We start from the raw sequence: 26,375 nt of genomic DNA on the forward strand, positions 1-26,375 counted from the left end.
CGCGAGACAGCGGGCGGTTTCCCCGCACTCACCGCACACCCGCCGGTTCCACGCCGACGGCACCCAGACGCCGGACGTGACGCATGGCCCTTTTCAGGTGCCGCCGGTATTCGACGACTTCCTCCGTGACGGGGCATTCGGCCTGCCACGGCTTCTCGGGACCGACGAAGTGCACGAGGGCCGCTGCCGGATCGGGCTTCGGCGACCGCGTGACGACCCGGCGCACCCAGTTCCCGCGTTCCAGGAATCGACCGACCTCGAACCGGTTGAAACCACCGGACACCGAGCGCACTCGGCCGGATCGCAGAAGCCACAGGTTCAGGGCGTCCTGGTCGTTGTGGAGGATGTGGCGCCGGGCGTGGATCAGGGCTTGCTCGACGCCTCGGCGGATGCGGGGCATGTGGTCGGTGTGGGCCCAGAGCACGCCCGCGTTGAAGTACGGGCGTCCGAGCAGGTGGGGCCAGCGCTCGGCGGCTCCGGGCAGCGCCGGGCACTCGCCGACGGCCGGGTTGAACTCGTCCCGCACGGCACCCGTCTCGTCCGGCGCGAGGGCGCCGAGCGGCTCGCTCACATCTCCGCGTACGAGTACGTCGGCGTCCACGTAGATCAGGTAGGGACGGCGGACGAAGCTCGGCGTGAACTCGAACCTCAGATAGGTGGTGACGGTGATGTACGAGGCGTCTGCCATGCGCGAGGAGCGCAGAGGGGCGCATCGACGGAGGTCGAAGGAGCCGAAGCCGGCCCGCTTGGCGAGGTCGGCGAGGAGGAGGGCCTGCGACGGGGTCAGGTCGAGGGTGAGCACCCGTACGGCAGCTTCGCGGCGGGCCGCCGGGGTGAGGCTGTCGGCCAGGCCGGCGAGGGCGGCGAGGCCGGGGACGAGGTACTGCTGGTCGATGCAGAGGCCGAACGCGTACACGGGGACTTCGCCTTTCAGGCGTGGTGCACGGGCATGACGGAAGGTCGGCAGCGAGCGCGGTCGCTCACGGCGTGTCCCTGGCTTCGGAGCGGGCGAGGATTTCGAGGCTGTCGGGGTCGTCGGTCTCCCAGTGGGGGCCACCGCCGGTCGGCGGCCGCAGCACCCACACGGTGCCGCCGGCACGGACGTCGGTGATGATCGCCCGTCGTCCGCCGCCGTCCCGGACGAGGTCACCGACCCAGGCGCGCCGGGCGCTCACAAGCCGTCCTCCTCGTACGTGCCTGTCTGCGTGAACCAGCCGGAGGCCGCGTCCGCGATGTCACGGCGGCGACGGGCCTGGCCGGGTGTTCGACGGGTCGGGGTACCGCTCGACGCGTCCGCGAGGAACCCTCCCCGGTCGCGGAGGAGAACGCCGAGCGCCGCGAACTGGGCGGCGTCGGCGGCGACATGCGTCAGGCCACTGACGACGACACCGCGGATCATTCCGGCGGACAGGGCGGCCGTGACGGCCTGCCAGCCCGGCCGCTCCATGAGCGGCAGCGACGGGGCGGGGTCGGACCAGACGCCGGCGACGTGCCAGTGCCGGGCGTCAGCGTAGTAGCGGCCACGCTCCTCGCTCTCACCGAGGGCGGTGGAGGTGGCGGCGCAGGAGTAGACGGCGACGGGTACGTGCCCGAGGCCGCCGGGCGGGTTGGTCGGCATGCCCACAAGGCTGCTGGGCTGCGGAGTCGGGGCCCAGGCACGGCCCGTCGCAGTGGAGAGACTTCGTATCCGGTCGGACCGCCACGCTGCGTGGCAGTGCAAGCAGGGGCGCACGAAGGTGTGCCACGCCCGTAGCAGTCGCGCTGATGGCGCGCCCGTACCTACTACGGACCGTGGTACTTCGGCTCGCAGGTCAACGCACGCCGAGGGGTACGCCCGCGGAGTTCGCCAGTCCTCGCAGTCGGTTGACGGACACCCCGGCGAGCCGACTGATGATGACGCCGGGAAGCATCTGGTGACGCACCCATCCCGGGGCCATCGCACAGACGGCCTGGAGGGTGTCGGCCGCGGCCTCCCACCGTCGGCATTCGACCTGGGTGAGCGCTACGTCCAGGCCGTAGCGGGCCCGAGTGGCCAGGGGCACCGTGTCGTCCAGGCGAACGGTGTCCATGAGCCGCAGCGCTCCAGCCGTATCACCGAGGGCCACGGCGATACTCATGGCCTGCGTTGCGGCGTACATCGGTCCGTACGGCTGGGCGTGCGCGCCACGGGCATGTTCGTCCCCGATTCGGGCGGCGACGGCGTGCGCCTGAGAGAGGTATTCGCGGGCGTTGTCCGAGCTCGCACCGCCCCGGGACGCGGCGACGGCGGCGTTCGTGACGAGCTGCCCGTACACGCTCAGCCGGTCCGGGTCGTGCTCGCTCATCTTGGGCTCGATCCGGTCGGCTTGTGCTGCGGCAAGGAGGAAGCCCTGCTTGGTCCGGCCGTCGCGGAGGTTGACCCACGCGGTGGTGGCGGCAAGGTGCGCGTCACGGAGATCGTCTCCGCCCTGCACGGCGATCTGCCGTCCGTACGTCAGCGCCGCATACGCCAGATCTCGTGATCCGAGCACGTTGGCGGCCATGCCCGCCGTCTGGAAGGTGTCGATCAAGACGCCGGCGGCGGCCTCCCGCTCATCGAGGCCGGCCATGTCGAACCTGGCCCGCGCCTCGGGAAGGAGCCGCCCAAGGAGAGTGCCGAGCTCGGTGTACCGGCCTCCCCAGTACGCGGCATCCGCGCGACGGACGACGGCGCGGAGCTCTTCGACGGTGCCCGGCTCGACCTCGGCGGGGATGCCGATGGCCGCGTCATGGGTGGCTGCGGAGACCAGGCGTAACGCGGCCCGCTCGTCGCGGTCCATGGAACGCCGTGGCGCCTGCTGACCGAGGAGCACGGCGATGTCCGTGCCGAGCGAATCGGCAATCGACAGCAGGGACGGCAGGGAAGCCGTTCCACCGCGTTCGAGCTTGCGGACCACGCCGACAGACACGCCGGCCGCCTCCGCCAACTGCTCCTGTGTCATGCCGCCGCGCAGCGCCTTCAAGCGCTCAGAGGTGGTGTACTCCGACCACTGCATGCTCCAGAACCTCCGCGTGATGGGCCCCACACGGACAGTACTGGCTGGAGCGGTGGAGCAGACAGCCTTTGATCAGACCGCAGTTGGGTTCACGCGGCGAGCACCGCTGTGACACCGAGGAGGGCCTCCAACTCGGTCACGGCCTCATCCTCGTCCGTGACGTGGACCGTGGCAATGCCCAGATCGGCGGCCGGCGGAAGGTTCGCCGCGTGATCGTCCACGAACACGCACCGCTCGGCGGGCAGCCCGATCCGCTCCAGGGCGAGTTCGTAGATCGCCGGATCGGGCTTGGCCATCCCAACCAGCTCGGAGACGACATGCACGTCGAACAGGTCCCAGATGCCGACGTGTTCGTACGGGTTGAATGGGTCGAGGCCGAAGCTGTTGGACAGCAAGGCAAGCCGGTGGCCGGCGGCACGCGCGGCACGCGCGAGCGCGACCATCCGACGGGCCACAGGCACCCGGGCCCAGGCCCGCCCCATCAGGTTCACCGGATCCACATGCGCACCCAACAGTGGCGCCGTGCCCTCGTTCCACTCGGCCTGCCCGATCTCCCCGATCTCCAGAGCCGCGTACAGACGCCGGCCCTCAGGGTGATCGTTGAGAGTGCTGCGCCACGCGCCCGGATCCAGCCCTTCTGACACGCACCAGGCGCGGTGGACATCGATCGGGCTGGCGGTAAGCACCCCGGCGAAGTCGAGGATCAGGCCGCGCCTGTCGGCGGCATCAGTCCTGTGCGGCATCCGGCGATCGTTCCTTCCCTGATGGGTTCTCCCCGGCGACGCTACCGCGCATCGACCACGCGGCCGGGCGAAGCCTCCCTCACCGATTCGCGCGAGCGCCTGGCGCCCCATCCGAAGAAACGCCTGGCCTGAGGGACGCTCGATGGCAGACACAGGCCGTTCATCCGCGCCTTCGCGTCCCCGCCCGTCGAGCCCTAGCGACCACGGCACGCCGATGCCCCGTGCGCCCAGGCCAGCTCATCGCCAGACGCCAGTGAAGAAAATTCACCGTTTTCCGCGCCAGACGTCAGGCCCCGCATCAGGCACGACGCCTCGCTGCGCTGATCAGGAGGACAGCACCGCGAGGCACAGTCTGAAACCGACCGGCACGGATTCAATCTCACTTCTAAAGCATCTATCCCGGAGAACATCCCACCCTCCAGGAAGGACTCTTACTCGGCCTCAGACTCCTCCTCTGAGGCCGATTGCGTGAGCGAATAGCGGTCTATTTTCCAGATGTCACTCCACAAAGGTAAGAGTCGGCTCCGATCTCAGCACACGTCGCCGTACCAACCCTCGTCCCGGCTCAGATGTCGGTACCCCACCCACTCCTGTGCCAGCCGTCGCCCTCTGGCCAATAGGATCGTCGACCTTTTGCGGTGGTCCACAGGTAGCCAGCCAACCAGATCCGCAGCCATGGACATTTCGGCAGGAGGCTCTTTGCCTTGCCGTGGGACGCCCATGTCCAGCAGTGCGGTGTAGAGCCGTTCCGTGGGCCGGACCGGTGGAAGGTCCTGCTTACGCGCGATGTCTGCGGCCGCAGCCGGAATGCGGAGGCCACTGAGGTCGAGATCGCCGAAGTACCGGACCTCGGCGATGTCTCGCTTCGCCGAGATCGTATGGATGGACGCGCGGAAGGTGCCGCCGAGACCCCAGGCCACGTACCCCAGCCGATGATTTTCAGGGAGAGTATTGACGAGGGACCACCATGTGGTCACGTTCTCGACAACCAGAAGCACGTCCCCCATACCGACGCGTTGGTAGTAGCCGTTGCCCACCTTTTCGACGAAGTCCTCCGCCAGCAGGGGCGGATGGACCGTGAATGTGCGCAGGACCTCGTGGAGCCGATCACGGTCCCCGAAGAGCGGGCCGGAACGGAGAGTGTCAAGGGTCTTCTCAGGCATAGAGAAGTCTTCCTCCGAGCCGAATCGGCCGAAGATCTCCAGAGCGCGCTCCCGTAGGGGTACATGAAAAAGGTCCGGACCGGAGAAGAACCATGCGTTGACGGCCAGGTAGGCAGCCCGTTGGCGGTCAGTTGCGGTGCGCCACTCCTTCGCCAACCAATACAGCTCGTGGTGCCAGACCGGCATCGGCGGCACGGGCCTGGGAGCGGCGTCGGGTAGCAGCCAGATACCCACCGGAAGTGTCACTGTCTCACGTGTACGCTTCTTGAATTGCTCAATCTTGCCGTGTTCCTCAAGAGAGTCCAGCTGCCTCGCGAGAACAATGGGTTCGTATTCATTCTCTGGATTCCGCAGAGGAACTTGCCGGAAGGCGGTCCACACCTCGTCCAACCCAATACGGGTACGGCTGGTCTTGCGACCCTTCTTCCGCCTCGCCATGGCAGTGAGAAACCCCAGGAAGTCAATCTCTCGCTGCTTCATCAGCGCCTCCCCCTCCGTCGGGGTCATGCCCATCGTCGTTGGTGGCCTCCCTGGCCAGGTCGCCTGAGTCCGCGCCAAGGTACATGATCCGAGTAGCTGTAATCTGCCCTCCGCCATCCGGGGCGTCGAGGGCGTCGAGCTGCTCTTGGACACGTTGAGCCACCATCAGGTACTTCCGACCAGTGCGCAGGTCCGCGTCATTTCGGAGCCGAAGTACGAGCGGGAAGCGCTTGAGCGTGTTGTCGTCCGAAAGCCCTGTGGTGTAGATGAGCTGCACACCGAGCGCCTCCGCTACCTTGCGCTGCAGGTCCAGCAGATAGTCGGCGTTGGCCCGGCCGATGGGATTGTCGAGGAAAAGGACGCCGGAGTGGGTGTGCTGCACATGCCCACGGTCATTGGCACGAAGTGCGGCCATGGTGCAGTAGAGCAGAATCGCCGCAGTTAGCACCTGGCCGCCGGAGAAGACATCCTTGATCTCCGACACCCGGACACGTTCGGTACGCAGAACCGCATCAGGCTTCAGCACCTCCACATGGAACCCGCGTGGGACGGCTGCTCTTACACCGCGGAGTAGCAGTGACATGCCATCGCGCTTGACGGCACGGCCGTCGGTGTTCTGGCCGGCCGCTGCTTCGTCGATCACCTCTGCGAGTGCCTCCGCGAGGTGTACGTCATCGGTCTGCCGGAAGCGGAAACGGAGGAACTCCTCGCCCGACCAGTCACCCAGGGTGTCGGGAAGACGTGAGACCCGTTGAGCCCGCCGGAGCGTGTTGAGGGCATTGCTGACGAGCCCGCGCAGGTTATCCACGATCAGCCGACGGTGAACTTCTGTCTGTTCTAGATCTTCGTCAAGCGACAGCAGACGCGGGTGCAGGGCCTCGGCCCATTCCCCTGCGCGAGCAGCGGTCGTCTGCCAGCCCGACACACGGATCTGGCTCTGCACCGGCAGGAGAAGATCCTTGAACTCTGCGGCGGTCGCATGCCGCTGCAACGCGCCTGCCCGCTCCTCAAGGGCCCTCTCATCGGTCTCGCGGGTCCTCGCAGCGGATGTGACGGCCTTGCGCAGCACCGTATACGCGTGCTGCGCCGACTCCGCATCACCCGGATACGGCTCTACGTCGGCGCAGCCTGGAGCCGTTGCGTCGGCAGCGTGCTCCGTGTCGCCTGCCACGGTTCCGGTGATGAATCGGAAGGAGCGCGCCGCCGTTTGCGCTTCCTCCAACCGCTGCTCAGCCTCTACATGCTCCTTCTCGCGCTCGGCGTGTGCTTGAAGAGCGGCAACGCTGCGCGCGGCGGCGTGTTCTGCGGCCGCGATGCACCGAGGGATGTCTGCGGGAGCCTCCGGCAGCAGCACTCGGCTGGTGACCCGCTTCGTCGCCTCGTCGAACTGATCCCTGCACCTCGAATGGGTGACGACCGCGTTCTCCTTGGCCTTTTCCCGTAGTTTCACGAGACGTTCAGCGCTGTCCGTCTGGGCTGCGCGTGCGGATTCCTCGGAGCCTTGTGGGGTCTTCAGCAGCGCTGCGGCACGTACGCGCACGCGCTCGTCCAAGGCCAGGTATGCAGCGTTCGCACGGGCGGCCCGCCCCTCGGCGTCGCTCTTCTCCTTCAGGAGATCGCTGCCAACCTCCACCCGGGTGTAGTTTTGGACGGCTTGTGCGTACGCACTATCCAGCAGGGCGATGGACAGGTCGGGGACGGGGTCCGAGACCGGCACCTCTTCGCCGCCGGGCAGCATGGCGCGCCGTTCGTTGAGCGAGCGAACGGTACGGCGGGCCTCGTCGGCGCTTCGTCCATGTTCGGAGACCTGCGTCTGGTGCTGTTCGGCAAGCTCCTCGGCTTCCTCAGCCTTCTTGTGGTGCGCCTCTGCCTGGGCCCGTGCGTTCTTCTCCTTCTCGGCCAATGCCGGGACGCGGCCCGTCTGCACGGACAGGTCGACAAGCCGACGCTCCTGCTTGTCCAACTTCTTCTCCGCACCGTACAACTCAGGCAGTTCCTTGCCGACCTCTCCCCTCCTGTTCTGGACCGCCTTGAGAGCGTTCTGGCAAGCAGTGACAATGTCCAGGGCCTCGGCATGGAGACGCCGCGTATCCGCCCACTTCTGCTCTAGAGTCGCGAGCGATCCCACGGGATACGTTGCACGCCATTCCTCGACCCGGTGTAGGAGCCGTTGATCCCCTGTACGCCGAGCCTGCAGATCCCTCAGTTCCGAGACGCGTTCGGCGTGACGCAGCTCGATCTGCCGGTGCTCGGCGGCAGCCGCCTCCGGGTCGTGCAGTGCCGGGTGCAGCGGAATCGCGGTGGCCACACTCGCAATGGGATCGGCTCCGGCTTCGTCGAAGGCACGGGTCGTGGCGACGGCGACGTGAACTGTCGGCTGAGGACTCAGTTCGGCGAGCAAGTTTTCGGCTTTGGGAAGGTCGGCGGGGTCGTTCAGGAGCACGCCAGCAGCGAGGTGAGGCGATCGCCGCACCCACGCACGGCGCCGCTCTAGGTCCGGAATGCCGGCCAGGTACTGCCATCCCGAAGTGGCGATGATGCCTGCGTCTTTGAGAAACCCGCACGCGTCCGCGATCACGGCTGGCGGAGGCAGGAGTTCCCCGTCGGCCAATGCCAGCCGCGCCCGCTCGTCAGCGTATTCGGCGGCGTTGAGGGCGGTAATGTCACGTTCTGCTGCTGAGATCGTCTCACTCAGTCGCCTGCGCAACTCCTCCGCATCGCGGTCGAGGTCGGCCTGTTCGCTGTCCAGCAGCTCAAGCGTCCGGGGCTCGTTCTCCAGCTTCCTGGTCCGCCTGACGGCTTCCTCGTGGTCGCTCGACGCCTTGTCACGAGCCTGCTTGCGTCCCGCCGCTTCTTCCGCCGCCTCCCGCAGCTCGTCCTGAGCAGTGGCTTCCCGCTCGGTGAGTTCTTCTCGCTCCTTCTCCAGGTCGGCGATACGACGGCGCAGCTTCCCTAGCTCATCCCCTACTTCACGAAGGCGGCTCGGCAGCGCCTCGGCGTCGGGCAGCAGTCCTTCGGTGACTGCATCGCTGACGCGCGCCATCACCTCAGCAATGTCCTTGAGGCATCCATCGGCCGTGTTCTCCGCGACGACGGCGGTCTTGAGTTCGTCCCGTGCGGTCGCGCGGGCGGTGGCCAGCTTCTCCTTGTGGAGGTCGCGCTGCTCGAGTTCCGTGGCCTCGACCGCGGCTGCCTCGTCGGCGCCTGCCAAGAGCGCGCGCGCCAGACGACGTGCCGCGTCGTCCCGCTCTTTGAGCGCCGGCCGGGCCTTTTCCTCGGTCGCGACGACCAAAGCGGTGAGGTCCTTCACCGCTGCGGCACTGACGTCGTGCTCCAGAACCTTCGGTGTCGCCTCCCATGCCTTCCACTCCTCTTGGGCCTGCACAAGTTGCGTGTCACAGGTCCTCACGAGGGCATTGGCCTCGGAGAGCCGCATCTCAGCGAGGAGCCGGGAGAGTTCCGCCTCGATGTCCTCGCACTCCTTCTTGTGGCGCGCGGCCAGCGCCAGCTCCTTGCGGGTACGCTCGCTCTCCTTGCCGAGTACCTCCTGCTTGCCTTCTTCGACTTCGGCACGGGCACGTACCTGGGCAGCGAAGCGGACGAGCGCCAGCTCCGCCTCCTTGTATGCGCGAACCGAATCCTTCAGCGCACGGCCCGCCGCGTCGACCGGCCCCAGAAGGTCAAGGGCTCCGGCGACGAACGCGCGCTCCGTGACCAGGGTGCCGCGATTGGCCAGCCGCTGCACATGGTCGTTCACCAGGGACGCAAGAGGGTCCAGTTCCTTCGTACGGATCACAACACCCAGCAGGAACTCTACGAACTTGGCGTCGGAATCGAGCGTCAGAGCGTTAGCTGCCTCGCCCTCGTCCACGTTCATGGCCCGCTGGTAGCGGAACAGCTCTGGGTCGATGTCGAGTTGCTGAAGCCGCTCTTTCCAGTCACCTTGATGGGAAAACCACGCCAGCTCAAGGCTCTGGTCCGCTGCGTAAGCCTCGTGCAGCTCTCGCTTGTACGCCGCCATGCGCAGGGGCTGGCCCTCGGCCTTGAAGGGCAGCACGTCCAGCGACATCCCGTCGTTGGGGCGCAGGCAGTACCACTGCTGTTTGAGCGCGTCGACCGCGGCAGAGGCCGACTGCTGCCGCCACTCCATCACCTTGCCGGTCAGCAGCAGCTTCCCGGTGCTGACGTCCATCCATTCCAGAACGATGTGCGAGACGTCTTTCGCAAGGACAAAGTTGTCGAGGACGCGCGTGTTCGTGGTGCCTAGAGTCTGCCGTCGGTCGGGGAGCAGAACGGAGAAGATCAGCTTCAGCAGCACTGACTTCCCGCCACCGTTCTCCAGGAGGATCACCGTGGCCGGCGAGGGCCGCAGCAGGGGTGGAGCGTCACCGAAGACCGAGTCCTGGTAGTGCTCGACGGGGCGGCCGGCGCCGCCCAGGTCCAGCACGACATCGGGAAATCGCGCGCCGGTAGGGCCTACGGACCGGAGCCGGACCCGGGAGAGTTCGTACACTTGGTGCCTTTTCTCGGTCGCAACGTCAGTCGTCGTACAGCGTGGTCTCGTCCGTCACGCTCAACCCGCCTCGTTCCGCGGGCAGGGGCACCTTGAGATCGAGCAGCTCCTGGTAGGCCCGGGTCGCCGCAAGTTCCCGTACGTGGAGCTGGTACCGATGTGTGGACCGATACATCTGCTCCCGTCGCTCAGGATCGACCCCCATCGACTTGAGCATGCCGTGATCGCACAGGTAGGTGAGGGTGTTCGTGACTACCGTGCGCGTCGCCGCGTAACCGGCGCGACGCTTCTTAGTGGGGGCGACTTCGGGGCGGCTCCGGTAGGCGTGCCAGGCACGTTCGAGTTCGGGCGCGTCTGCGGGCGGATCGTCGTCTTCTTCGGCTTCCGCCGCACGTTCGGCGAGGGTGTCGCACACTGAGCGGACGTAGCGGTCCACCTCGGAAACCCATACGCGGCCGGTGCGGCCGTCGTCCACAAGATCCTCCGCTCGGGGAAAGCAAAGTGCGGCAACTGCCAGATGGGCGATCCCATGAAGGACACGCTCGGCCGTCCGTGGTTCACGCACCCTTGCCTGTCGCACGAACTGGTCCATACGTGTCTCGAACACCGAGTTCGGCAGTGCCGTGTGCACGATGCCGGAACGCATGGAGACGCCGAGGACCCGAAGGCCCAGGCCAGCGGCCACTCGTTTGACGAGAAACCCGAAATCGGGATCTTCCTCGTATCGCCTGACCAACATTTCATAGTCGTCGTCCCTGGACGGAAGGAGCTTGACCCGAAAGCCATAGCCGACGAGCAGCGCGGCAGCCTCGGCGTCATCGCCCGCCGTTTCGATGGTCACCGGTTTAGATTCCTTTCCTCTGCGTCCTCCACTCCCCTGACGGTTGCGGGCCGGTCGAGCCTTGCCGTGGACAGCAATAGGTCGTCACCGACAAAGCCGTGTTCCTCGAAAATGGAACTGGCCGACACCGCGATGAGCAGCCGGTCCTGGTCGTTGCGCAGTGCGGATCCCAGCTGGGGACTGAAGGCCCGCAGGGCCGCCAGCACGACCAATTCCGGCAGATCGTCGTCCAGAAGCGCCGCCTCGGCCAGTACGTCGGAGAGAGTGCGCACAGAGTCCGGAATATCCAGCAGTTCGCGCGCCAAGCGCTGCTGCTCGGCGCTGAATCGGACCTCGTCCTCGGGAGCCAGCGGTCCCGGAACGTCCTCCTCCTCAGCAAAACGGCTGTACACGGGCGGTGGCGCAAGGAGCGTAGGAACCAGTGCCGCCAGGTTGACCTGAGCCTGACGTTCAGGACCCACGGCGCCCTCCACAAACGCCTCCAGCGGAGCGGCGGCCTCTCCGACTGTCAGCGCGAGGGAGGGGTGCAACAGATCGCTGTGCAGATCCAGGAAGGCCCGCCGAGGCGTTCCGGCGAACTGCTGTCGGTCTTGCTGGCTACGGAAGAGCGCGCGTGCCCCCAACAACCGGTGCTGCAGCACCGTGTGTCGGCGAATGCAGTCTCCAACGATGTGGACCAACTCGGCAGCCCGCCGCTTGGTGCGGAAGTCCTGTGCGGAATCACGATTGCTCAGGATCGATCGTTCGATCGCCTGCTCCTCATGGATGCGCGCCTCCACATGGGTCAACGCCTCGTTGAGGACATCAGGCACTTCCTGCATCCAGTCGACTGTTCGGACGTTCCGCTCAGTGGCGTCAAGGTGTCGACGGATGGTTTCGCCGTACTGAATTGTGCGCACTCTGGCCTGCTCGGCAACCTGCCGGGCGTCCGCAAATCGGCCTCGGTCGATCAGGTTGCGCAGTCTTACCTCGGCAGCGATCTGAGCAGATTCCACGTCGGTGTCGAGAGCACCCACGAGAACGTTAAGGGCCTCGTGAGAGGCGAGGAGGTAAAGATCACCTTGAGCGTCGGTGCGCTCTTCGAGGATTCGAAAACCGAAGTCCTTGAACTCATACGCTCCCGAGGAATTTATCGACCCGTATTTCCAGCGGAATGCACGGTCGGATTCCCGGACGTTGATGAGACTCTCCAGCACCCAGGCGGCAACCCTGCCGTGCTCGCCACCAGAGCGGTCCGGTGCCTGTCGTGCAACAAAGCGCTGCGCTCGTTCCAACACGTGCTCGTGGCGTGCCCCTGACTCAAAATCCATGGCGATGGCTACCTGGTCAATGATGAACAGCGCCACCTCTGCCATCTGGTAGCGCTCGCCCTCCATCCAAGGTTGATTCGCCTTGCGAACCTCAAGATCGTGCAACGGTGCGGTACACGCCAGAGCCTTCATCCGGCGGGACAACCCCTCGTCCACCCACCCGTCTTGCACTCCCTCCCCATAAGACATGCGCAGAACCGTAGCCCCTACCCAACCCCTGCCACATCGACACATTTCCGATCATGGCGAATTCTCGACAGTGCACAGCATTACATGTACACAACAAGAACCGTCGTTCGCCATTACTGCAGGAAGCGAGGGTTGCGGAATCACACCCTCCGGTAATTTCCGGCATGATCGCTTGATAAGTCGGCTCAAAAAGGCCAACCACAGAGCCCTAAGTTGAGCAGTATCTCCCGGTTCGCGTCATCGCCGATACGAACCGGGACGATCACGATGCTGTCTGCTCGGCGGGTGTCGGCGGAAGGGCTGACGTGGTCCAAGCCTGCTTGGTCTGCTGTTTGGTATCGAGTCCCCCCGTTGCATGGGAGAACCTCACCAGACCTGCCTGAGACCCCCGCGACTCCACGAGTTCAACCTCAGTAACGGCTCGCAGATCAGGTAGCGGATGCCGCCCACTTACGCTCCTACCCCGTGGGCGCGAGAGCACTTCGCGAAGCGCCTTCGCTCAGCAGCGTTTCATGCCAAGATCGCCCCGAAGGCACTGGTCTTGGGCAGCCAGTGAGCACCGCCAGCTCGAAGGAGCAGCATGGAACCCCGCAGCGCGGCTGCTGTCGGCAGGGACTTCCCGTACACCGCGAAGACGCTGTGCTACATCGAAGTAACCAAGGAGGGAGCGGTGTCTCACGGCGTTGATGCCGGCACTTACGAGCGGGCTCGCAGCGGGGAGTCCCGACTGTTCGCCGTATGGCCTAGCTCCTGGCGAAGCGACCTCTTCGCCATCGACGACCTCGACGAGTATGCCCGCGCACACGGGCTCCTTCACGATCAAGAGCGAACCGGGCTCGCTGACCACGAGCACGCCGTCCGCTGGACGCTGGACCCCAGCGAGAAGAAGCCGATGGGCAGCTACATCACTGTCCGTATCCATCTGGACTGCGGATGCGCCATCAATGACCTCGACGCGTTCGCCAAGCAGATGCACGCCCAGCAAGGATGGGACATCGCCACAACTGGCGGGTGGGGCGGGAGTACCGCATCAGGAACCTACATGCGCGTGCGGCGCAAGAGTCTGGACTCCTGACCGGCCGCGTGCGTGCGCGATGCGTGAGCGGACGGGTCAGCACCAGGCATCACACGCAGGATCAAACCCCGTGCCGCACCGCGCTGATCAGGCAGAACAGCACCGCGTGGCACGGTCTGGAACCGCCCGGCACGGATTCGATCCCACTCCTAAAGCGGGTGTCGCAGGTTCGAATCCTGCCGGGGGCACAGACCTAAGTTGCAGGTCAGATGAGGTACAGGCCCTCCGTTCCATTCGAACGGAGGGCCTTTCTCATGGTCGGATGCCACATGCCCTGGCGATCTGCTCGTCGTTCACCCGTACGAGGGGCCGGACTATGTGCGCCAGGCACGTAGAGTCCCGCCGTCGGGACGGGCAGGCGCGTCTCCCCACGCGCGCCCGAGATGCGCGTCCCGTGAACCTGCAAGGTGCCCGGCGGGGAGACCGGCCCGAGCAGACGGAGAACCCCTGCCGCAGTCGCCGGCAGGGGCCCATCCGTGCTCCACCGTGAACCGCCCCGGGCGCCAACGGCACCGGGGGCGGGACGCGTTGACTGAGTCATGGCGCCTGACGGCCGAACCGCAAAATCATCACCGACGCTCTGGGGCTACAGCCATGCGACCCCTTCCTGCCTGCTGCGTGAGCGGCCGCCCCTGACGGGGGCAGGGACGGCCGCTCGTCTCCAGCAGCGGGTTCGCGCTGAAGACCGGTTCCGTGGCCGCCGGCCACGGACCTACCGGGGCACCCGGACGAGTTCCAACTCCCGCTCGGCCAGGGCGCCGAGGTCAGCGACGGGAGCGATCTTTTCAAGGGTGATGACGAGCCGGGCCGCGAGAACCCAGCGGATGCGTCTGGAGTCCGTGAACGGGACGCGGTGCAGGTCCTTGGTCAGGACCTTCAGGGTCTGTGGGTGGTAGATCGGCCCGGCCACGCCCCAGGCCGGTGTGTACCCGACGAGCGCCGCCGCCCAGCCGTGGTCACGCAGCGGCGGACACTCCTCGACGGCGAGCCGCGCGCACACCGCGTGCACCGGAGGCGACATCGTCTGCTCCCCGGGAGCGATGGGCCGACCCCCGGCCGAGCCGGTCAGGAACAGGGTGCGCTCGTCCGGCCGGGTCCCGACCGTCGGTCCGCCGCATACCTGGCAGAGGAGGCGGCTCATCGCCTGCCGCTGCCGCAGGGCGTGGACGGCCGCGAAGTCGGGCCGGCCTCCGCGCACGGCCGGCATGCGTATCCAGGGGACGCCGTAGTGCCGGTCGATGTGGGCTTCTTCGCCCCGGAAGCCGAGGCCGCGTCCGCCGCGGCCCTGGATGACGGCGAGCGGCTGGGGCGGGACCGCTTCCTTGGTCCAGGCGGTGATGAAGGGGACGGGCTTGCCGTTCCAGTACGTGAGGGGGCGGACGGGGCTGGTCATCGGCTGCCCGGCCTCTCGGTCAGGCAGCGGACGTGGGCGTAGCCGAGGCGGGGTGCGAAGGTGCTCGGGCTGTGCCAGAGCAGCGGCGCGGCCCTCTCCGCCGGCAGGAGGGGGTTCCGGCACGGGAAGCAGGTTGGCTGGGGTTTGGCGGCCGGGCCGGTGGTCTGTTCGTGCAGGATGCGGCGGCCGTGGCCGACGTAGCAGGTGCGCCGCTGTCGGCAGGGGATGCAGCTTTCGTAGTGGTCGTGCCAGTCGTACCAGGTGACGTACCAGGCAAGGCGGGCGGAGTAGCAGGGCAGGCAGCCCCACCAGGGGAGAGCGGCCGACAGCTCCACGGTGGTGGCGTCGGCCGGGCTGGTGCACCAGACGCATGCCTCGCCGGCCAGGGCTGCCGGGGGCAGGGTCTGCGGGAACTCGTGTACGGCGATGAGCTGGTGCAGGCGTGACAGCTCACCGGCATCCTGCACGGTCACCGGCCCAGCTCCAGCAGCAGGTCGTGCAGGGCACGGCGGGTCGGGCAGAGGTCGGTGACGCTCTTGCAGTCCGGGCAGACACCCGGGTGCCGGCCGCGGGCGGCGTGTACGGCGCTGCGCAGGCAGCGCCGGCAAGCACGCGGGAACCAGTGCGCCCCGCTCTCGGTAACACGCTCGTTCAGGTCGATGGCCGTGTCGGTGGTCAGCGGCTCCCCGCCCCATACGCACGCCGCGCCGCGTGTCCGGGCGTCGGACAGCAACTCCAGGCGCGGCAGCAGGATGTGCGGCACGAAGTCGACCGGGAGAACCATCACCGCAGTGGTGCGGGCAGACGTCATGCCGGAACCCCCGCCGCATCACGGCCCCGCCGGATGAAGGCGGCGACGTCCGGCAGCTCACAAAGGTGGTCACGGCCGTAGGGCTGCACCACCCAGTAAGCACCCGGCGGGGCGGTGACACCGAGGTCCGGCACACCCAGGTACGTCCCGGGACCAAGCAGCGGCGTATCCGTGCCCCCGTCCCAGCAGGCGTCGGCGCGGTAGGACACCAACGCCCAGTAGGTCGGACCCAGAGCGGTGCGCACGTCCTGGATGACCGGGCCGCGCAACTGCTCCCGGACGGCCGCGGCGACCGCACGGGGCTGATCCGTACCCACTGCCGCGTGCACGATGCCACCCGGCATCCGCACGGCACCGAGCCCGATGCGGAGCGGCAGCACCGCCAGACGCTGCATCGACCACTCCAACCGCACCTGACCGGTCGTGCCGTGCGCGCCGGCGAGCCAGGCCCGGATCACCTCCGGCGGGTCCTGCCGCACAGTGGGGCTAGCCGGGAGAGGCGAAGGCAGGAGAGGGGCGGCCGAGTGCGGCAGCCCAACGGGAGATGTCACCGGGTCCGCTCCTCGTCAACCGGCTTTCCGGCCGCGTCCACGAGCGCCGCAGCCAGCGCGGCCGGGTCGGTCATCCATCCGTCGGCTCCGGGGCGAATCCGCCAATGTGGGCCCGGCCATTCTGTGCGACAGGCCGGCGGCAGCGGAACCGTCTCACCGCCGCGCAGTGCCAGCGTGTTCTCCGCACTCCATGCGGCGGCAGTACCGGCGGGGACGAAGAAGTACACGGCGGACACCGCCGGATCGTCGACAACTGCGCCGACGCGTGGGCACAGGATGGACATCGCGGTGAGGCCGAGTTGGTGCGGAACGCGGATGGCATCCCACTCGGCTGTGACGGTTGGCAGAGCAGTAGTCATCGCAGGCTCCTCGGCACGAACGTGATCGGGCGCACACCAGACTGGCCCTGTGCAGACGTGAGACCGAGGACTTCAACAGGTCTTTCTGCGGTCCGAGAAGGGACTTTCGTTGAGCCTTTCAGGTGACCACTGGCCAAGAGGAGGGCCTGACGCGACACTGGCAGCAGCATACGAAGACGGAGGAACAGCAGTGGCACGCCCCGCAGGGAACACCCGCCTCAAGGCCGCGCGCGTGGCAGCCGGCTACCACTCCCAGCAGGCCCTGGCCGACGCCCTGGGGGTCGGCGTCCGGCAGGTCCGGCGATGGGAGTCCGACCAGCCGCCGGTGCCTCAGCCCGAGGTAGCCCAAGCGCTTACACGGCTCCTCGGCCAGGACCTCGAAGCGCTCGGCTTCGCCCCGTCCGGCGGCCCACCGGCTGGTCACGCACGCCGGACCGTGCTCGCCGCAACCGCAGCCGCTGTCGGCCTGTCCACCGTTCCCACCCCGGCCGTTGCCGTCCAACCGGCCACCGCTGCCGAGGATTACGAGGCTGTCACCCGCTCACACCGGCGCCTGTACTGGTCCGTCGCACCGGCCACGCTGCACCCGGCGGCGCTCGCGCACGCCACCCTTGGCTGCGCACTGCTCCCGGAGACCGCCGGGCAGACCCGGCGACGGATCGCCGCAGCGCTCGGCGAGTCCTACTTGCTGGCGGGCCGGATCGAGTTCTTCGACCTGCGCGAGCCAGAGCGCGCCGGGCACACCCTGCTCCGGGCGCTTCAGGCCGCAGGCGAGGCGGACGATCCGTTGCTCGGTGCCGCCGTTCTGGCGCACACCGCGTTCATCCCCGGCTGGGACGGCCGCCGCGAAGAAGCCGTGGAGCGGATGGTGGCCGCGCGGACCTACGCCCGCCGAGGGCCGGCCTCCGCGGAACTGCTCGCCTGGCTCGACGCGGTGGAGGCCGAGTGCGAGACCCGCTGCGGGAACACCAGGACCGCTCTGCACCTCATCGGCCACGCCGAGGATGTCCTCGCCGCCGGCAGCGAGGCTTCTTCGCCGGAGTGGATCGACTGGTTCAGCCCGGTCCGGCTCGCCGCCTTCAAGGGGAACACCCAGCTCAAGGCGGGGCATCTGCCGCAGGCCCGGACCACGCTCCTCGGTGTCCTGGACGCGCTTGACCCGGGAGAGGAGAAGCAGCGGTCCGTGGTACTCGGCGACCTGGCCGCGGTCGAGGCCGCAGCCGGTGACCCCGAGGCCGCATGCGGGTACGCCCTGCGCGCGCTCGACCAGTTGGAACGGACCTGGTACGCGATGGGCATGGACCGTGTGCGGGAGGTGCGGCGCGCGTTGGCGCCGCACCAGCACGAGCGGTGTGTGCGCGACCTGGACGACCGGCTGTACGGGTGGAGTACGACCGTCAGCGCTCTGATTCGTTGAAGGTCCGGATCAGACCGGACAGTTCGAGGAGGCTCTCCACACGGAACGTGGGGAGCCTCTTCGCTTCCTCGCCGTTCCACTGGATCGTCGCCCACGGGCCGCGGTGTACGAGCGCGGTGTGCATGCCAGCCGCGGCAGCCGGTCGGATGTCGTTGTCGATGCGATCGCCGACGTACAGCATCTCGGCAGGCTCGGCCGGGACCACCTCGGCGACGCGGTCGAAGAAAGCGGGATCAGGCTTGGAGGCTCCCCAGTCGTCGCTGGTCCCGATCAGGTCGACGTCCGGGGTGAACAGTTCCCGCAGGATTCGGCCGGCGCGCACGGTCTGGTTCCCGGCGATGCCCAGCCACAGCCCGTCCGCCCGGAGCGCGGCCAGCGAGTCACGGACGTCCGGGTACAGGTCGGTCTCACCGAAGTGCTCAGGCTTACCTGCCGCGGCGCGCTTCTCTCGCTCCTTGTGCAGGTCGAAGCCGGGTCGGAACTCCTGGAACACCTCGCGGTAGTCGCGGCCCTGGGCGATCACAGCCCCGAACATCGCGGCGAAGGTGTGCCGGGGAACACCGAGCCAGTCGGCCCAGGTGCCGTACTCGGTAGTCTCGTCTACGAGGCACTCACCGACATCGAAGATCACAGCCCGAATCATGCGGGCAGGGTACCGGCCATGACGAAACGGCCCTCCCCCGCCCGAAGGCGAGAGAGGGCCCACGATCAGACTCCCGTGCCGTCGTACTCGTCCACCCGAGACGGCGGCGCCGGCGGCTCGATATACCCCGCTGCCGCATCAGCCCGGCCAACTCCGCGACATACCCGGCATACGCGCGCACCAGCGACGTCAGGCTGTCGATCCGGCGCTCGCTGCGGTCCACTCGCCGGTCGAGCGTCTCGCGGATCTCCCCGACGTCCCCCCGCGGCACGGGCTCGCGCCGAGTCCGAGCCCCACGACCGCGGACGTCCGTGCGTGTGCTGCCGTCACCACTGCCCTCCAGAGATGACCGGGACCGGAAGTCCTGGCACTCGCGTCAGGAGAATCGCGGGCGGGTCAGGGTCTCTGGGCCGGGAGCAGGACGACCAGCCGGGCACCGGGGCGGTTGTCCTCGATCAGGGTGCGGCCGTGGTGGGCCGTGACGACCTCGCGGACGATGGCCAGGCCGAGGCCGCTGCCGCCGTTGTCCTGGGAGCGGGCGTCGTCCAGGCGAGTGAAGCGCTCGAAGACCCGTTCCCGATCGGCGGCCGGGATGCCGGGGCCGTCGTCGGTGACGACCAGACGGGCGGTGCCCTCCTCGGTGTGCAGGCTGACGGTGACCCTGCTGCGAGCGTGGCGCACGGCGTTGTCGAGGAGATTGCGCACGACGCGTGCGAGGGCGTCCGCATCGCCCGATACGCGTGCCGCGCCGACGGCGCGCTGGTCGATCGGGAGCTGTGTGCGGTGGCGGACCTCGCGGACCTCGGTGAAGACGATGTCGTCCAGGTCCACGGGGCGCATCCGGATCCGGGGCCGGTCATCGAGCCGTGCGAGCTGGAGCAGGTCGTCCACGAGCCGGGTGAGGCGTTCACTGTCCCGCAGCAAGGATGCGGCGAGGACCCGTGTCTCCGGCGAGCTGGCGTGCCGGGTGGTCACGTCGAGACGGGCACGCAGGGCGCTCACGGGGCTGCGCAGTTCGTGGGCGGCGTCCGCGATGAACCGCCGCTGCCGCCGGGTCGACATGTCCAGGCGTTCCAGCAGGTCGTTGAGCGTCAGGGCGAGTCTGGCGAGGGCGTCCGCAGTGGGCGGCACATCGAGCCTGCGGCCGAGGTCGGAGGCGGTGATCTCGGCGGTCTGGGCGCGCATGGCCTCCACGGGGCGCAGGGCGCGGCCGGTGAGCTGCCATACCACTGCCGTGAGCAGGGCAGCGACGGCCGGTGTCCCGACGGCCAGGCCGGCGGTGAGCCGGGCCAGCCCGTGGTCGACGCTCTCGGTCGGTACGGCGACGTACACCGTCACGGGATTCCCGGCCGAGCCGGCAGGGACGCCGACGGCACGCCAGGCCCCGTTCTCGCCGATCGGTATGTCGTGAACGGTGTGCGCCCGGAGGGTGCTGGACCGGCTCGCGGAGAAGGAGAACACCCGCGGTCGGCCGCGCAGGTTTCCCGAGCTGGCAACGACTGTGCCGGTGCGGTCGACGATCTGTACGGCGGCCGCTCCGTGGTCGGCGGCCGGTATCTCCGCCCCGGTCCGTACGCTGTCGGCGTCCGCCGCGACGACCTCGGCGCGCTGAAGGGCACTGGTGTCCAGGCCGCGGATCAGGCTGGCGTGCAGCCACACCAGGAGCAGGACGGCGGCCGAGGCCAGGCCGGCGGTGATGACCAGGGTCGCCGCGGCGGTGAGCCGTAGCCGCAAGGACCTGCGAGCCCGCCAGGACCGGCGCGGGCGCTTTCGAGTCATCCCGCGGCGCCGCGCAGCCGATATCCGGCGCCACGGACGGTCTCGATCGTGCTGCGGCCGAACGGAGCGTCGATCTTGCGTCGGAGATATCCGATATACACCTCGACGATGTTGGTGTCGCCGTCGAAGTGCTCGTCCCACACATGGGTGAGGATCTCCGCCTTGCTGAGCACCTCGTCAGGGTGCCTGACCAGGTACTCCAGAAGGGCGAACTCGCGAGCGGTGAGTTCGATGGCCCGCTCCCCGCGCCGGCAACGGTGGCGGGAAGGATCGACCCTGAGGTCGCCGGCTTGGAGCACCGCGGGCCGGGCGGGTGCGCCGCGGCGCAGCAGTGCCCTGAGGTGGGCGACAAGGACGACGTACGAGAAGGGCTTGCTCACATAGTCGTCGGCGCCGAGGTCGAGGGCGTCCGCCTCGTCGTACTCGCCGTCCTTCGCTGTGAGCATCAACACCGGCGTCCAGACCCTGGCGCGGCGCAGCCGCTTGAGGACCTCGTAGCCGGACAGGCCGGGGAGCATGATGTCGAGCACGATCACGTCGTACGGCTCGTGCAGTGCCCGCCACAGGCCGTCCGGTCCGTTGTGGGCGACATCCGTGACGAAACCCTCCGCGGCGAGCCCCTCGGCGATCGCAGCGGCGAGTCCGCGCTCGTCCTCGATGATCAGCGTCCGCATGGCAGCCCCTGGTCTCCCGTCCACCATAGCTGTGATCGGTGACGGCCGTCGGCTGAGAAGGAGCTGAGAAGCGGGGCTCCTCTCAGCCTGCTCTCAGGGCCCGGACCGCAGGCTGGAGTCGTCAGCAAGGCACCGGAGAGACGAGGAGGATGACGACGATGAGCGACCTCAGCGAGCAGCGCCGGGACCGAGGCGAGGACCCCTCGCGGCGCTCGCGCCAGCAGGAGCGCCACGGTCGGCGTGAGACCGGAGAGCGGCGCGACGACCGGCGGCGTGACGACCCGCCACGTGACGACCGGCGGCGTGACGACCCGCCACGTGACGACCGGCGGCGTGACGGGGGACGCCGGGAGGCGGAAGAGGCGCGGCGTGAGCGTCTGGTGCGTTCCGCGTTCGTGGCCGAACGGCCCTTCGGATAGGGCGGCACTGAGACAGAAGGAGCACCCGCACGGCTGACGGCACCGGCAAACGGTGCCGTCAGCCGTGCCGTACGGCGATCGTCGCAGCTCGCGTCGCGTCCACGGCGACGCCGGTGATGGTCCAGCCCGCGGCCGGGCTGAGGCGCGGGCGCGCCGCCGATCCGCGCCGTTCAGGATCATCGAGCCGGGCTGCCGAGTGCCGTGCGTACGAGCCGCAGACGGGGCCTGGGGTCTGCCATGGGCTCACTCCTCCCGCCACATCGATTCCACCAGGTCGCGGGCGAGGTCCAGGGCGTGGTGCACGGGCAGGCCATGGTCGGTGAACCAGTCCTCCGTGGCCTCCGGGTGCGGGCCGGTGACAGCCACCCGGCCCGCCCCGAACCGGGCCACGAGGGCGGCGGGGGTGCCGTTGTCGTAGTGGGCGAGGATCCGCGCGCCGGCGTCGTGGGCGAGGAGGAAGACGGGGCCGTCCTGGAAGTACACGTTGCGCGGGGACCCCCGCCAGGTCACCCGGACCACCGTGGGGTCCTCGTCTTGGACCGTCGCCCCCGCGGTGGCGGTGTACTGGTCGGTATCGCCGGGCAGGAGGCCGAAGCCCGGTGTCGCTCCGGCGAGATAGCCGCCCAGACAGAACCCGAGGTAGCGCCCGCCACCGTGAACGAATTCCCGGATCGCCCGGCGCTGTGGTCGCAGGATGCGGTAGGCAGAGCCGAGCGTGCCGCCACCGGACTGGGCGTAGACGACGGCCTGGGACAGCGTTGCGGCCGAGAGCGGGAGCTTCTCCCGGGGCCCGGTGTACTGGACATCCAGGTCCCAGGGACCGGACGCCAGGAGATGCGCGACCGCCTCCGGGCAGCCGGACAGGGCGGCCGGCCCGCGATAGACGAGGGCCAGCGGGCGGCGCGGCTCGGTCAGGCCCGTCATGGCCGCCTCCCGGCCGGTTCTCCCGTCGACGCCACCGCCGGCCCGGTGCAGCCCTCGACCGGCAGGCCCTGCCATTCCGTGCCGTCGGGCAGCTCTTCGCCCTTCATGACGAGGGAGAGAGCGCCCAGCCGGACTCCGGCGCCGACCACGGCGTCGTACAGCACCACCGTGCGCGGGCCGATGCTCGCGCCGGGGCCCACGGTCACCGTCGACATCTTCATCACCCGGTCCTCGAAGAGGTGCGACTGCAGGGAGACGTGCATGCCGATCGCCGCGTCGTCGCCCACCTTCACCAGGTCGAACTCCGTCAGATACGTGGTGCCGATCCAGGTGCGCCGACCGATATGGGCGCCGAACAGGCGCAGCACGGACGGCAGGAACGGGGTGCCCACCAGGGCGCCAACGCCGGCGGGTACCGCGGCGGCCTCGAACAGGCCGGTGACGAACTCGGTTCGGCGGACGAACAGGCTCCACAGGGGCTCCACGCGCGGCCGGTACCGCCCGGCGACCACCCACTTGACCAGCGCGCAGCACCCGACGACGGCAGCCATGGCACCCATGGAGAGCAGCGGGGCCACCAGCAGCGTGGCCACCTGCCCGGCGCTGCGGGCCAGGCGAGACAGCACCAGCAGGTATCCGAAGCTGCTGGCGGCGAGCAGCATCGGAGGCAGGGTGGCGCGCAAGAACTCGACGGTCAGACGGCCGAGTACGGCCCTGCGAGCCGGCCGGAACGTCAGATGCTCGGGATAGTGCTCGCTGTCCTGGCGCACCGGCAGCCGTAGCGAGGGCGAGCCCAGCCAGGTGCTGCCGGCCGGTACCTGGCCGACGGGCGGCACGCTCGCGACGCCGACCAGGCTGCCCGGGCCCAGCCGGGCGCCGGCGGGCACAAGTGCCGCGTTCCCGACGAAGGCGCGCTCACCCACCTCGGTGGGTGCGAACCCCATGCGGCCGGCGGCGAAGACGGTGACGCCGACGCCGGCCATGTCCGCCACGAAGCTGCCGTCGCGGAGGGTGAGCAGGTCCGGGTCGACGTGCGCCACGGTGGACACCTCGGCGCCGCGGCCGATCCGGGCACCGAGCAGCCGCAGCCAGGGGATGGTGTAGAGGGTGGCGTAGAGCGAGTTGGTGAGGGCCAGACTCTCCTCCAGGAGCTTGTCCGCGACCCACTTGCGCACGCCGAGCGCCGACCGGACCGGGTGGATTCCCACCGGCGTCCTGCGCAGCACCCCCCGCTTGCCAACAGCGACGATCAAGCACACCGTGGCCACGAAGACGGGTCCGAACAGCGCGGCCATGGCGGACTCGCCGTGTGACCTCGCCCACCAGCCCAGAGCTATACCCGGTGCCGCCGCGATCACGGGCAGCGCTTCCAGCATGACCAGAGCGAGCAAGGTGGCGGCCACGAGCGGTGGCCGTCGGCGGTCCGTCGAGCGCGGGCCGTTCAGGACTGACTCGACGAGCGGGGTAAGTGTCTCGACGGGCCGGGCGGGCGATCCCGCACGGCGGCCCCCGGCGGGGATCGTGTCGCCCGGACCTGCCAGGGACTGCTCACCGAGCGCGGCGCCGGGCCCCAGCTCGGCGCCGGGTTCGCAGACAGCGTTGGCGCCCACGTACGCCCTTGCCCCGATGGTGATCGAGGCGACCGTGACCCACCCGTCGGCGACATGCCAGGGGCGCAGGGTGGCGCCGTAGCCGATCGCCGCGCCACTGCCGATGCGCAACAGCGCGGGCAGGCCGATCACGCTCGTGGCGATGGTGGTGTGTGAGCCGACCCGTGCTCCCAGAAGTCGCAGGTAAGGGCCCATGAGCGCGGATCCGCTGAGCACCCGCAGCGGGCTCACGCGGAGCAGCAGCACGTCGAGCGTCCACAGACGCAGGTAGGTGGCCCCCCACAGGGGGTACCGGCCGGCCCTGATCCCGGCGGCCAGTGGCCGGGCGAGCAGGACGGGGACGAGCCAGCGGACGGTCATGTAGCCGGCCAGTACTGCGAGCACCGGTCCGACGGGGCCCATGGCCGGAAGTCGGCCCCGATGCGCCGTGTAGAAGACGGCCAGTGGCGTCGTGAGGAGCAGCAGGAAGGAGTACAGCGCAGTCACCTGGACCAGACCCGCCCGTGCGAGCCGCGCACGTCCATGCCTCAGCGGCGTGTGGCGGCGCCGCACGGCCCGGCCGCCGCTCCGTTGTGCACGCAGCCGGGCGGTGAGGGACCGGACGGTGGGGTTCTCGTACAGGTCGCGCAGGGTCGGGCCGCTGCCGCCGCCGTCTGCCCGAAGCGACGACACGGTCTGGGCCGCGAGCAGGGAGTGCCCACCGAGGTCGGTGAAGAAGTCGGCCTCGGCCGACACTTCCTCGGGCGGAACACCGAGCACGCGGGCCCAGACGTCTCGCACACGCGCCTCCCCCATGTCGCGGACCGGCACCACCCGACCGCATGGCACGAGGCGACGGCCGGACGGCCGGGGCAGCCGTGCGCGGTCGGTCTTACCGCTCGGCGAGACCGGCAGCCGGTCGAGGAAGTCCAGTGTGGCCGGGACCATGTAGGCGGGCAGCGCACGCCGCAGGCGTGCGTGGAGCCGGGCGACCAGAGCAGAGTCGTCGGCGGTGCCGTCTGCGGCCCGCACGACGTATGCGGCCAGGATCTGCTCCTCCCCGTCGCCGCGCGGGACGAGCGCAGCGGCTGCCTGCGCGACGCCCGGATCCTCCATCAGAACGCTGTCGATCTCCTCCAGCGACACCCGGTAACCGCGGATCTTCACCTCCGCGTCGGCACGGCCGAGATACTCGATTTCCCCCTCCGCGGTGATTCTGCCGAGGTCACCGGTGCGGTACAGGCGTCCGCCGCCGGGCGCGAGGGCATGACGGACGAAACGGTCGGCGGTCAGGTCCGGGCGCCCGACGTAACCCCGGGCAACCCCCGGTCCGCCCAAACAGATCTCCCCGACGTCCCCCCGCGGCACGGGCTCGCGCCGCTTGTCGAGGAGGACGACCGTGTACGTCGGCAGGGGGCGGCCGATGGTCACCGGACGACCCGGACCCAGCTCCTGAACGGTGGCTGTGACGGTTGCCTCGGTCGGTCCGTAGGTGTTGAGCATGCGGCGCCCCGGCCTGCTCCAGCGTTCGACCAGCGCGGCGGGGCACGCCTCGCCGCCGACGAAGATGCTCCGCAGAAGCGGGATGTCGCGCTGGACGGTCGCCAGCAGGGTGGGCACGCAGTACAGGACGGTCACCCCGTGCCGGTCCAGGAAGTCGGCGAGTTCGCTCCCCAGCCGTGCGGGACCCGACGGGCCGGCGACCAGCGTGGCGCCGGCCGCCCAGGTGGGCCAGATCTCCTCGATCGAGAAGTCGAAGGAGATGGTCATGCCCTGGTACACGCGGTCCGAGGGCCGAATGTCGTAGACCGGGGACACCACGCGCACGAAGTTGCGGATGCTCGACCGGGCGATCACGACGCCCTTCGGCCTGCCGCTGGACCCCGAGGTGTACATCACGTAGGCCGGCGGATCCGTCTCGGCGCCCGCCTCCCCGCACGGCCGTCCGGTAGGCAGCACCGCCGGATCCCCGGCGCATGAGTCCGCCTCGACGACCGCACACGCCCCGTGCGGCATCGCTTGCCTGGCGTCGGACGCTCGGGCGGAGACGGTCACTACCGCGTCCACACCGGCGTCACGGACTATGCAGGCCACCCGGTCGATGGGCGCTTCCGGATCGACCGGCACGAACGCCGCACCCGCCTTGCACACGCCGAGCAGGCTCGTGTACATCTCCACGGACCTCGGCAGGAACAGTGCCGCACGGCTGTCCGGGCCGATACCCAGACGGCGCAGCCGGTGGGCGACCTGGTTTGCCCGGGCGTCCAGTTCGGCGTAGGTCAGACGCCGGGCACCACATTCGAGAGCCACGGCGTCCGGGGTTCGGTCACAGGCGTCCTCGAAGAAGCGGTGCAGCCCGGCGACGCCCTCCTCGGCCGGTCCCGCGCGGCCCGGGACCGGGACGACAGGCGGAGCGGCGGTGTCGAAAGTCATGATTCTCCTCTGGATGGCGATTCCGCGGCCGTGCGGCGCAGCCCGGGGCACACAT

General features: G+C 68.9%; 21 protein-coding genes. 2 read left to right on the plus strand and 19 right to left on the minus strand.

Going from position 1 to position 26,375, the window contains the following annotated elements; translation table 11 throughout:
• Positions 1-28: 28 nt before the first annotated feature.
• The 9 genes from ACZ4SV_RS23780 to ACZ4SV_RS23820 form a co-directional block, all read right to left on the minus strand.
• Complete coding sequence (locus tag ACZ4SV_RS23780) at positions 29-916, minus strand: glycosyltransferase family 8 protein (protein ID WP_468006304.1); 888 nt, start codon at positions 914-916, stop codon at positions 29-31.
• A gap of 64 nt (positions 917-980) precedes the next feature.
• A complete protein-coding gene (locus tag ACZ4SV_RS23785) occupies positions 981-1,175 on the minus strand; it encodes a hypothetical protein (protein WP_468006305.1) in 195 nt (64 codons plus the stop codon).
• Positions 1,172-1,618 carry a recombinase family protein gene (locus ACZ4SV_RS23790; protein WP_468006306.1) on the minus strand — a complete coding sequence of 149 codons (447 nt, stop codon included), beginning with the start codon at positions 1,616-1,618 and terminating at the stop codon, positions 1,172-1,174. Before ACZ4SV_RS23790 ends, ACZ4SV_RS23785 begins: the two co-directional genes overlap by 4 nt.
• A gap of 193 nt (positions 1,619-1,811) precedes the next feature.
• The gene (locus ACZ4SV_RS23795) at positions 1,812-3,014 is read right to left on the minus strand and encodes a helix-turn-helix domain-containing protein (protein ID WP_468006307.1); all 1,203 of its coding nucleotides are present in this window, start codon (positions 3,012-3,014) and stop codon (positions 1,812-1,814) included.
• Between the two features lie 89 nt (positions 3,015-3,103).
• Positions 3,104-3,757, minus strand: a complete 654-nt coding sequence (locus ACZ4SV_RS23800; protein ID WP_468006308.1) for an HAD-IA family hydrolase — start codon at positions 3,755-3,757, stop codon at positions 3,104-3,106.
• Between the two features lie 530 nt (positions 3,758-4,287).
• On the minus strand, positions 4,288-5,400 hold the full coding sequence (locus ACZ4SV_RS23805) for a Wadjet anti-phage system protein JetD domain-containing protein (protein ID WP_468006309.1): 1,113 nt from the start codon (positions 5,398-5,400) through the stop codon (positions 4,288-4,290).
• Positions 5,381-9,847 carry a coiled-coil domain-containing protein gene (locus ACZ4SV_RS23810; RefSeq protein WP_468006310.1) on the minus strand — a complete coding sequence of 1,489 codons (4,467 nt, stop codon included), beginning with the start codon at positions 9,845-9,847 and terminating at the stop codon, positions 5,381-5,383. The genes ACZ4SV_RS23805 and ACZ4SV_RS23810 overlap by 20 nt, the downstream gene beginning before the upstream one ends.
• A gap of 91 nt (positions 9,848-9,938) precedes the next feature.
• Positions 9,939-10,754, minus strand: a complete 816-nt coding sequence (locus tag ACZ4SV_RS23815) for a hypothetical protein (RefSeq protein WP_468006311.1) — start codon at positions 10,752-10,754, stop codon at positions 9,939-9,941.
• Positions 10,751-12,253 (minus strand): hypothetical protein, encoded by a 1,503-nt coding sequence (locus ACZ4SV_RS23820; protein WP_468006312.1) that lies wholly within the window; start codon positions 12,251-12,253, stop codon positions 10,751-10,753. The genes ACZ4SV_RS23815 and ACZ4SV_RS23820 overlap by 4 nt, the downstream gene beginning before the upstream one ends.
• 580 nt (positions 12,254-12,833) lie before the next feature.
• Here ACZ4SV_RS23820 and ACZ4SV_RS23825 point away from each other — a divergent pair.
• On the plus strand, positions 12,834-13,328 hold the full coding sequence (locus tag ACZ4SV_RS23825) for a hypothetical protein (protein WP_468006313.1): 495 nt from the start codon (positions 12,834-12,836) through the stop codon (positions 13,326-13,328).
• 712 nt (positions 13,329-14,040) lie between these two features.
• Here ACZ4SV_RS23825 and ACZ4SV_RS23830 read toward each other — a convergent pair.
• The 5 genes from ACZ4SV_RS23830 to ACZ4SV_RS23850 form a co-directional block, all read right to left on the minus strand.
• The gene (locus ACZ4SV_RS23830) at positions 14,041-14,721 is read right to left on the minus strand and encodes a hypothetical protein (protein ID WP_468006314.1); all 681 of its coding nucleotides are present in this window, start codon (positions 14,719-14,721) and stop codon (positions 14,041-14,043) included.
• On the minus strand, positions 14,718-15,194 hold the full coding sequence (locus ACZ4SV_RS23835) for a hypothetical protein (RefSeq protein ID WP_468006315.1): 477 nt from the start codon (positions 15,192-15,194) through the stop codon (positions 14,718-14,720). Before ACZ4SV_RS23835 ends, ACZ4SV_RS23830 begins: the two co-directional genes overlap by 4 nt.
• Positions 15,191-15,532 (minus strand): hypothetical protein, encoded by a 342-nt coding sequence (locus ACZ4SV_RS23840; RefSeq protein ID WP_468006316.1) that lies wholly within the window; start codon positions 15,530-15,532, stop codon positions 15,191-15,193. Before ACZ4SV_RS23840 ends, ACZ4SV_RS23835 begins: the two co-directional genes overlap by 4 nt.
• Complete coding sequence (locus tag ACZ4SV_RS23845) at positions 15,529-15,990, minus strand: hypothetical protein (RefSeq protein WP_468006317.1); 462 nt, start codon at positions 15,988-15,990, stop codon at positions 15,529-15,531. The genes ACZ4SV_RS23840 and ACZ4SV_RS23845 overlap by 4 nt, the downstream gene beginning before the upstream one ends.
• A gap of 89 nt (positions 15,991-16,079) precedes the next feature.
• On the minus strand, positions 16,080-16,442 hold the full coding sequence (locus tag ACZ4SV_RS23850; RefSeq protein ID WP_468006318.1) for a hypothetical protein: 363 nt from the start codon (positions 16,440-16,442) through the stop codon (positions 16,080-16,082).
• A 190-nt stretch (positions 16,443-16,632) separates the two neighbouring features.
• On the opposite strand from ACZ4SV_RS23850, the gene ACZ4SV_RS23855 reads away from it, so the two are divergent.
• Positions 16,633-17,859 carry a helix-turn-helix transcriptional regulator gene (locus tag ACZ4SV_RS23855; RefSeq protein WP_468006319.1) on the plus strand — a complete coding sequence of 409 codons (1,227 nt, stop codon included), beginning with the start codon at positions 16,633-16,635 and terminating at the stop codon, positions 17,857-17,859.
• On the opposite strand, the gene ACZ4SV_RS23860 is transcribed toward ACZ4SV_RS23855, so the two are convergent.
• From ACZ4SV_RS23860 to ACZ4SV_RS23880, 5 genes are all read right to left on the minus strand, one after another.
• Positions 17,840-18,502, minus strand: a complete 663-nt coding sequence (locus ACZ4SV_RS23860; protein ID WP_468006320.1) for an HAD family hydrolase — start codon at positions 18,500-18,502, stop codon at positions 17,840-17,842. The genes ACZ4SV_RS23855 and ACZ4SV_RS23860 overlap by 20 nt on opposite strands.
• A gap of 396 nt (positions 18,503-18,898) precedes the next feature.
• A complete protein-coding gene (locus ACZ4SV_RS23865; protein WP_468006321.1) occupies positions 18,899-20,281 on the minus strand; it encodes a sensor histidine kinase in 1,383 nt (460 codons plus the stop codon).
• Complete coding sequence (locus tag ACZ4SV_RS23870) at positions 20,278-20,955, minus strand: response regulator transcription factor (RefSeq protein ID WP_468006322.1); 678 nt, start codon at positions 20,953-20,955, stop codon at positions 20,278-20,280. The genes ACZ4SV_RS23865 and ACZ4SV_RS23870 overlap by 4 nt, the downstream gene beginning before the upstream one ends.
• Before the next feature lie 662 nt (positions 20,956-21,617).
• Complete coding sequence (locus ACZ4SV_RS23875) at positions 21,618-22,298, minus strand: BPL-N domain-containing protein (protein WP_468006323.1); 681 nt, start codon at positions 22,296-22,298, stop codon at positions 21,618-21,620.
• The gene (locus tag ACZ4SV_RS23880) at positions 22,295-26,320 is read right to left on the minus strand and encodes a Pls/PosA family non-ribosomal peptide synthetase (RefSeq protein ID WP_468006324.1); all 4,026 of its coding nucleotides are present in this window, start codon (positions 26,318-26,320) and stop codon (positions 22,295-22,297) included. The genes ACZ4SV_RS23875 and ACZ4SV_RS23880 overlap by 4 nt, the downstream gene beginning before the upstream one ends.
• Positions 26,321-26,375 lie beyond the last annotated feature (55 nt).

Source organism: Streptomyces sp. NPDC027672, assembly GCF_055566335.1.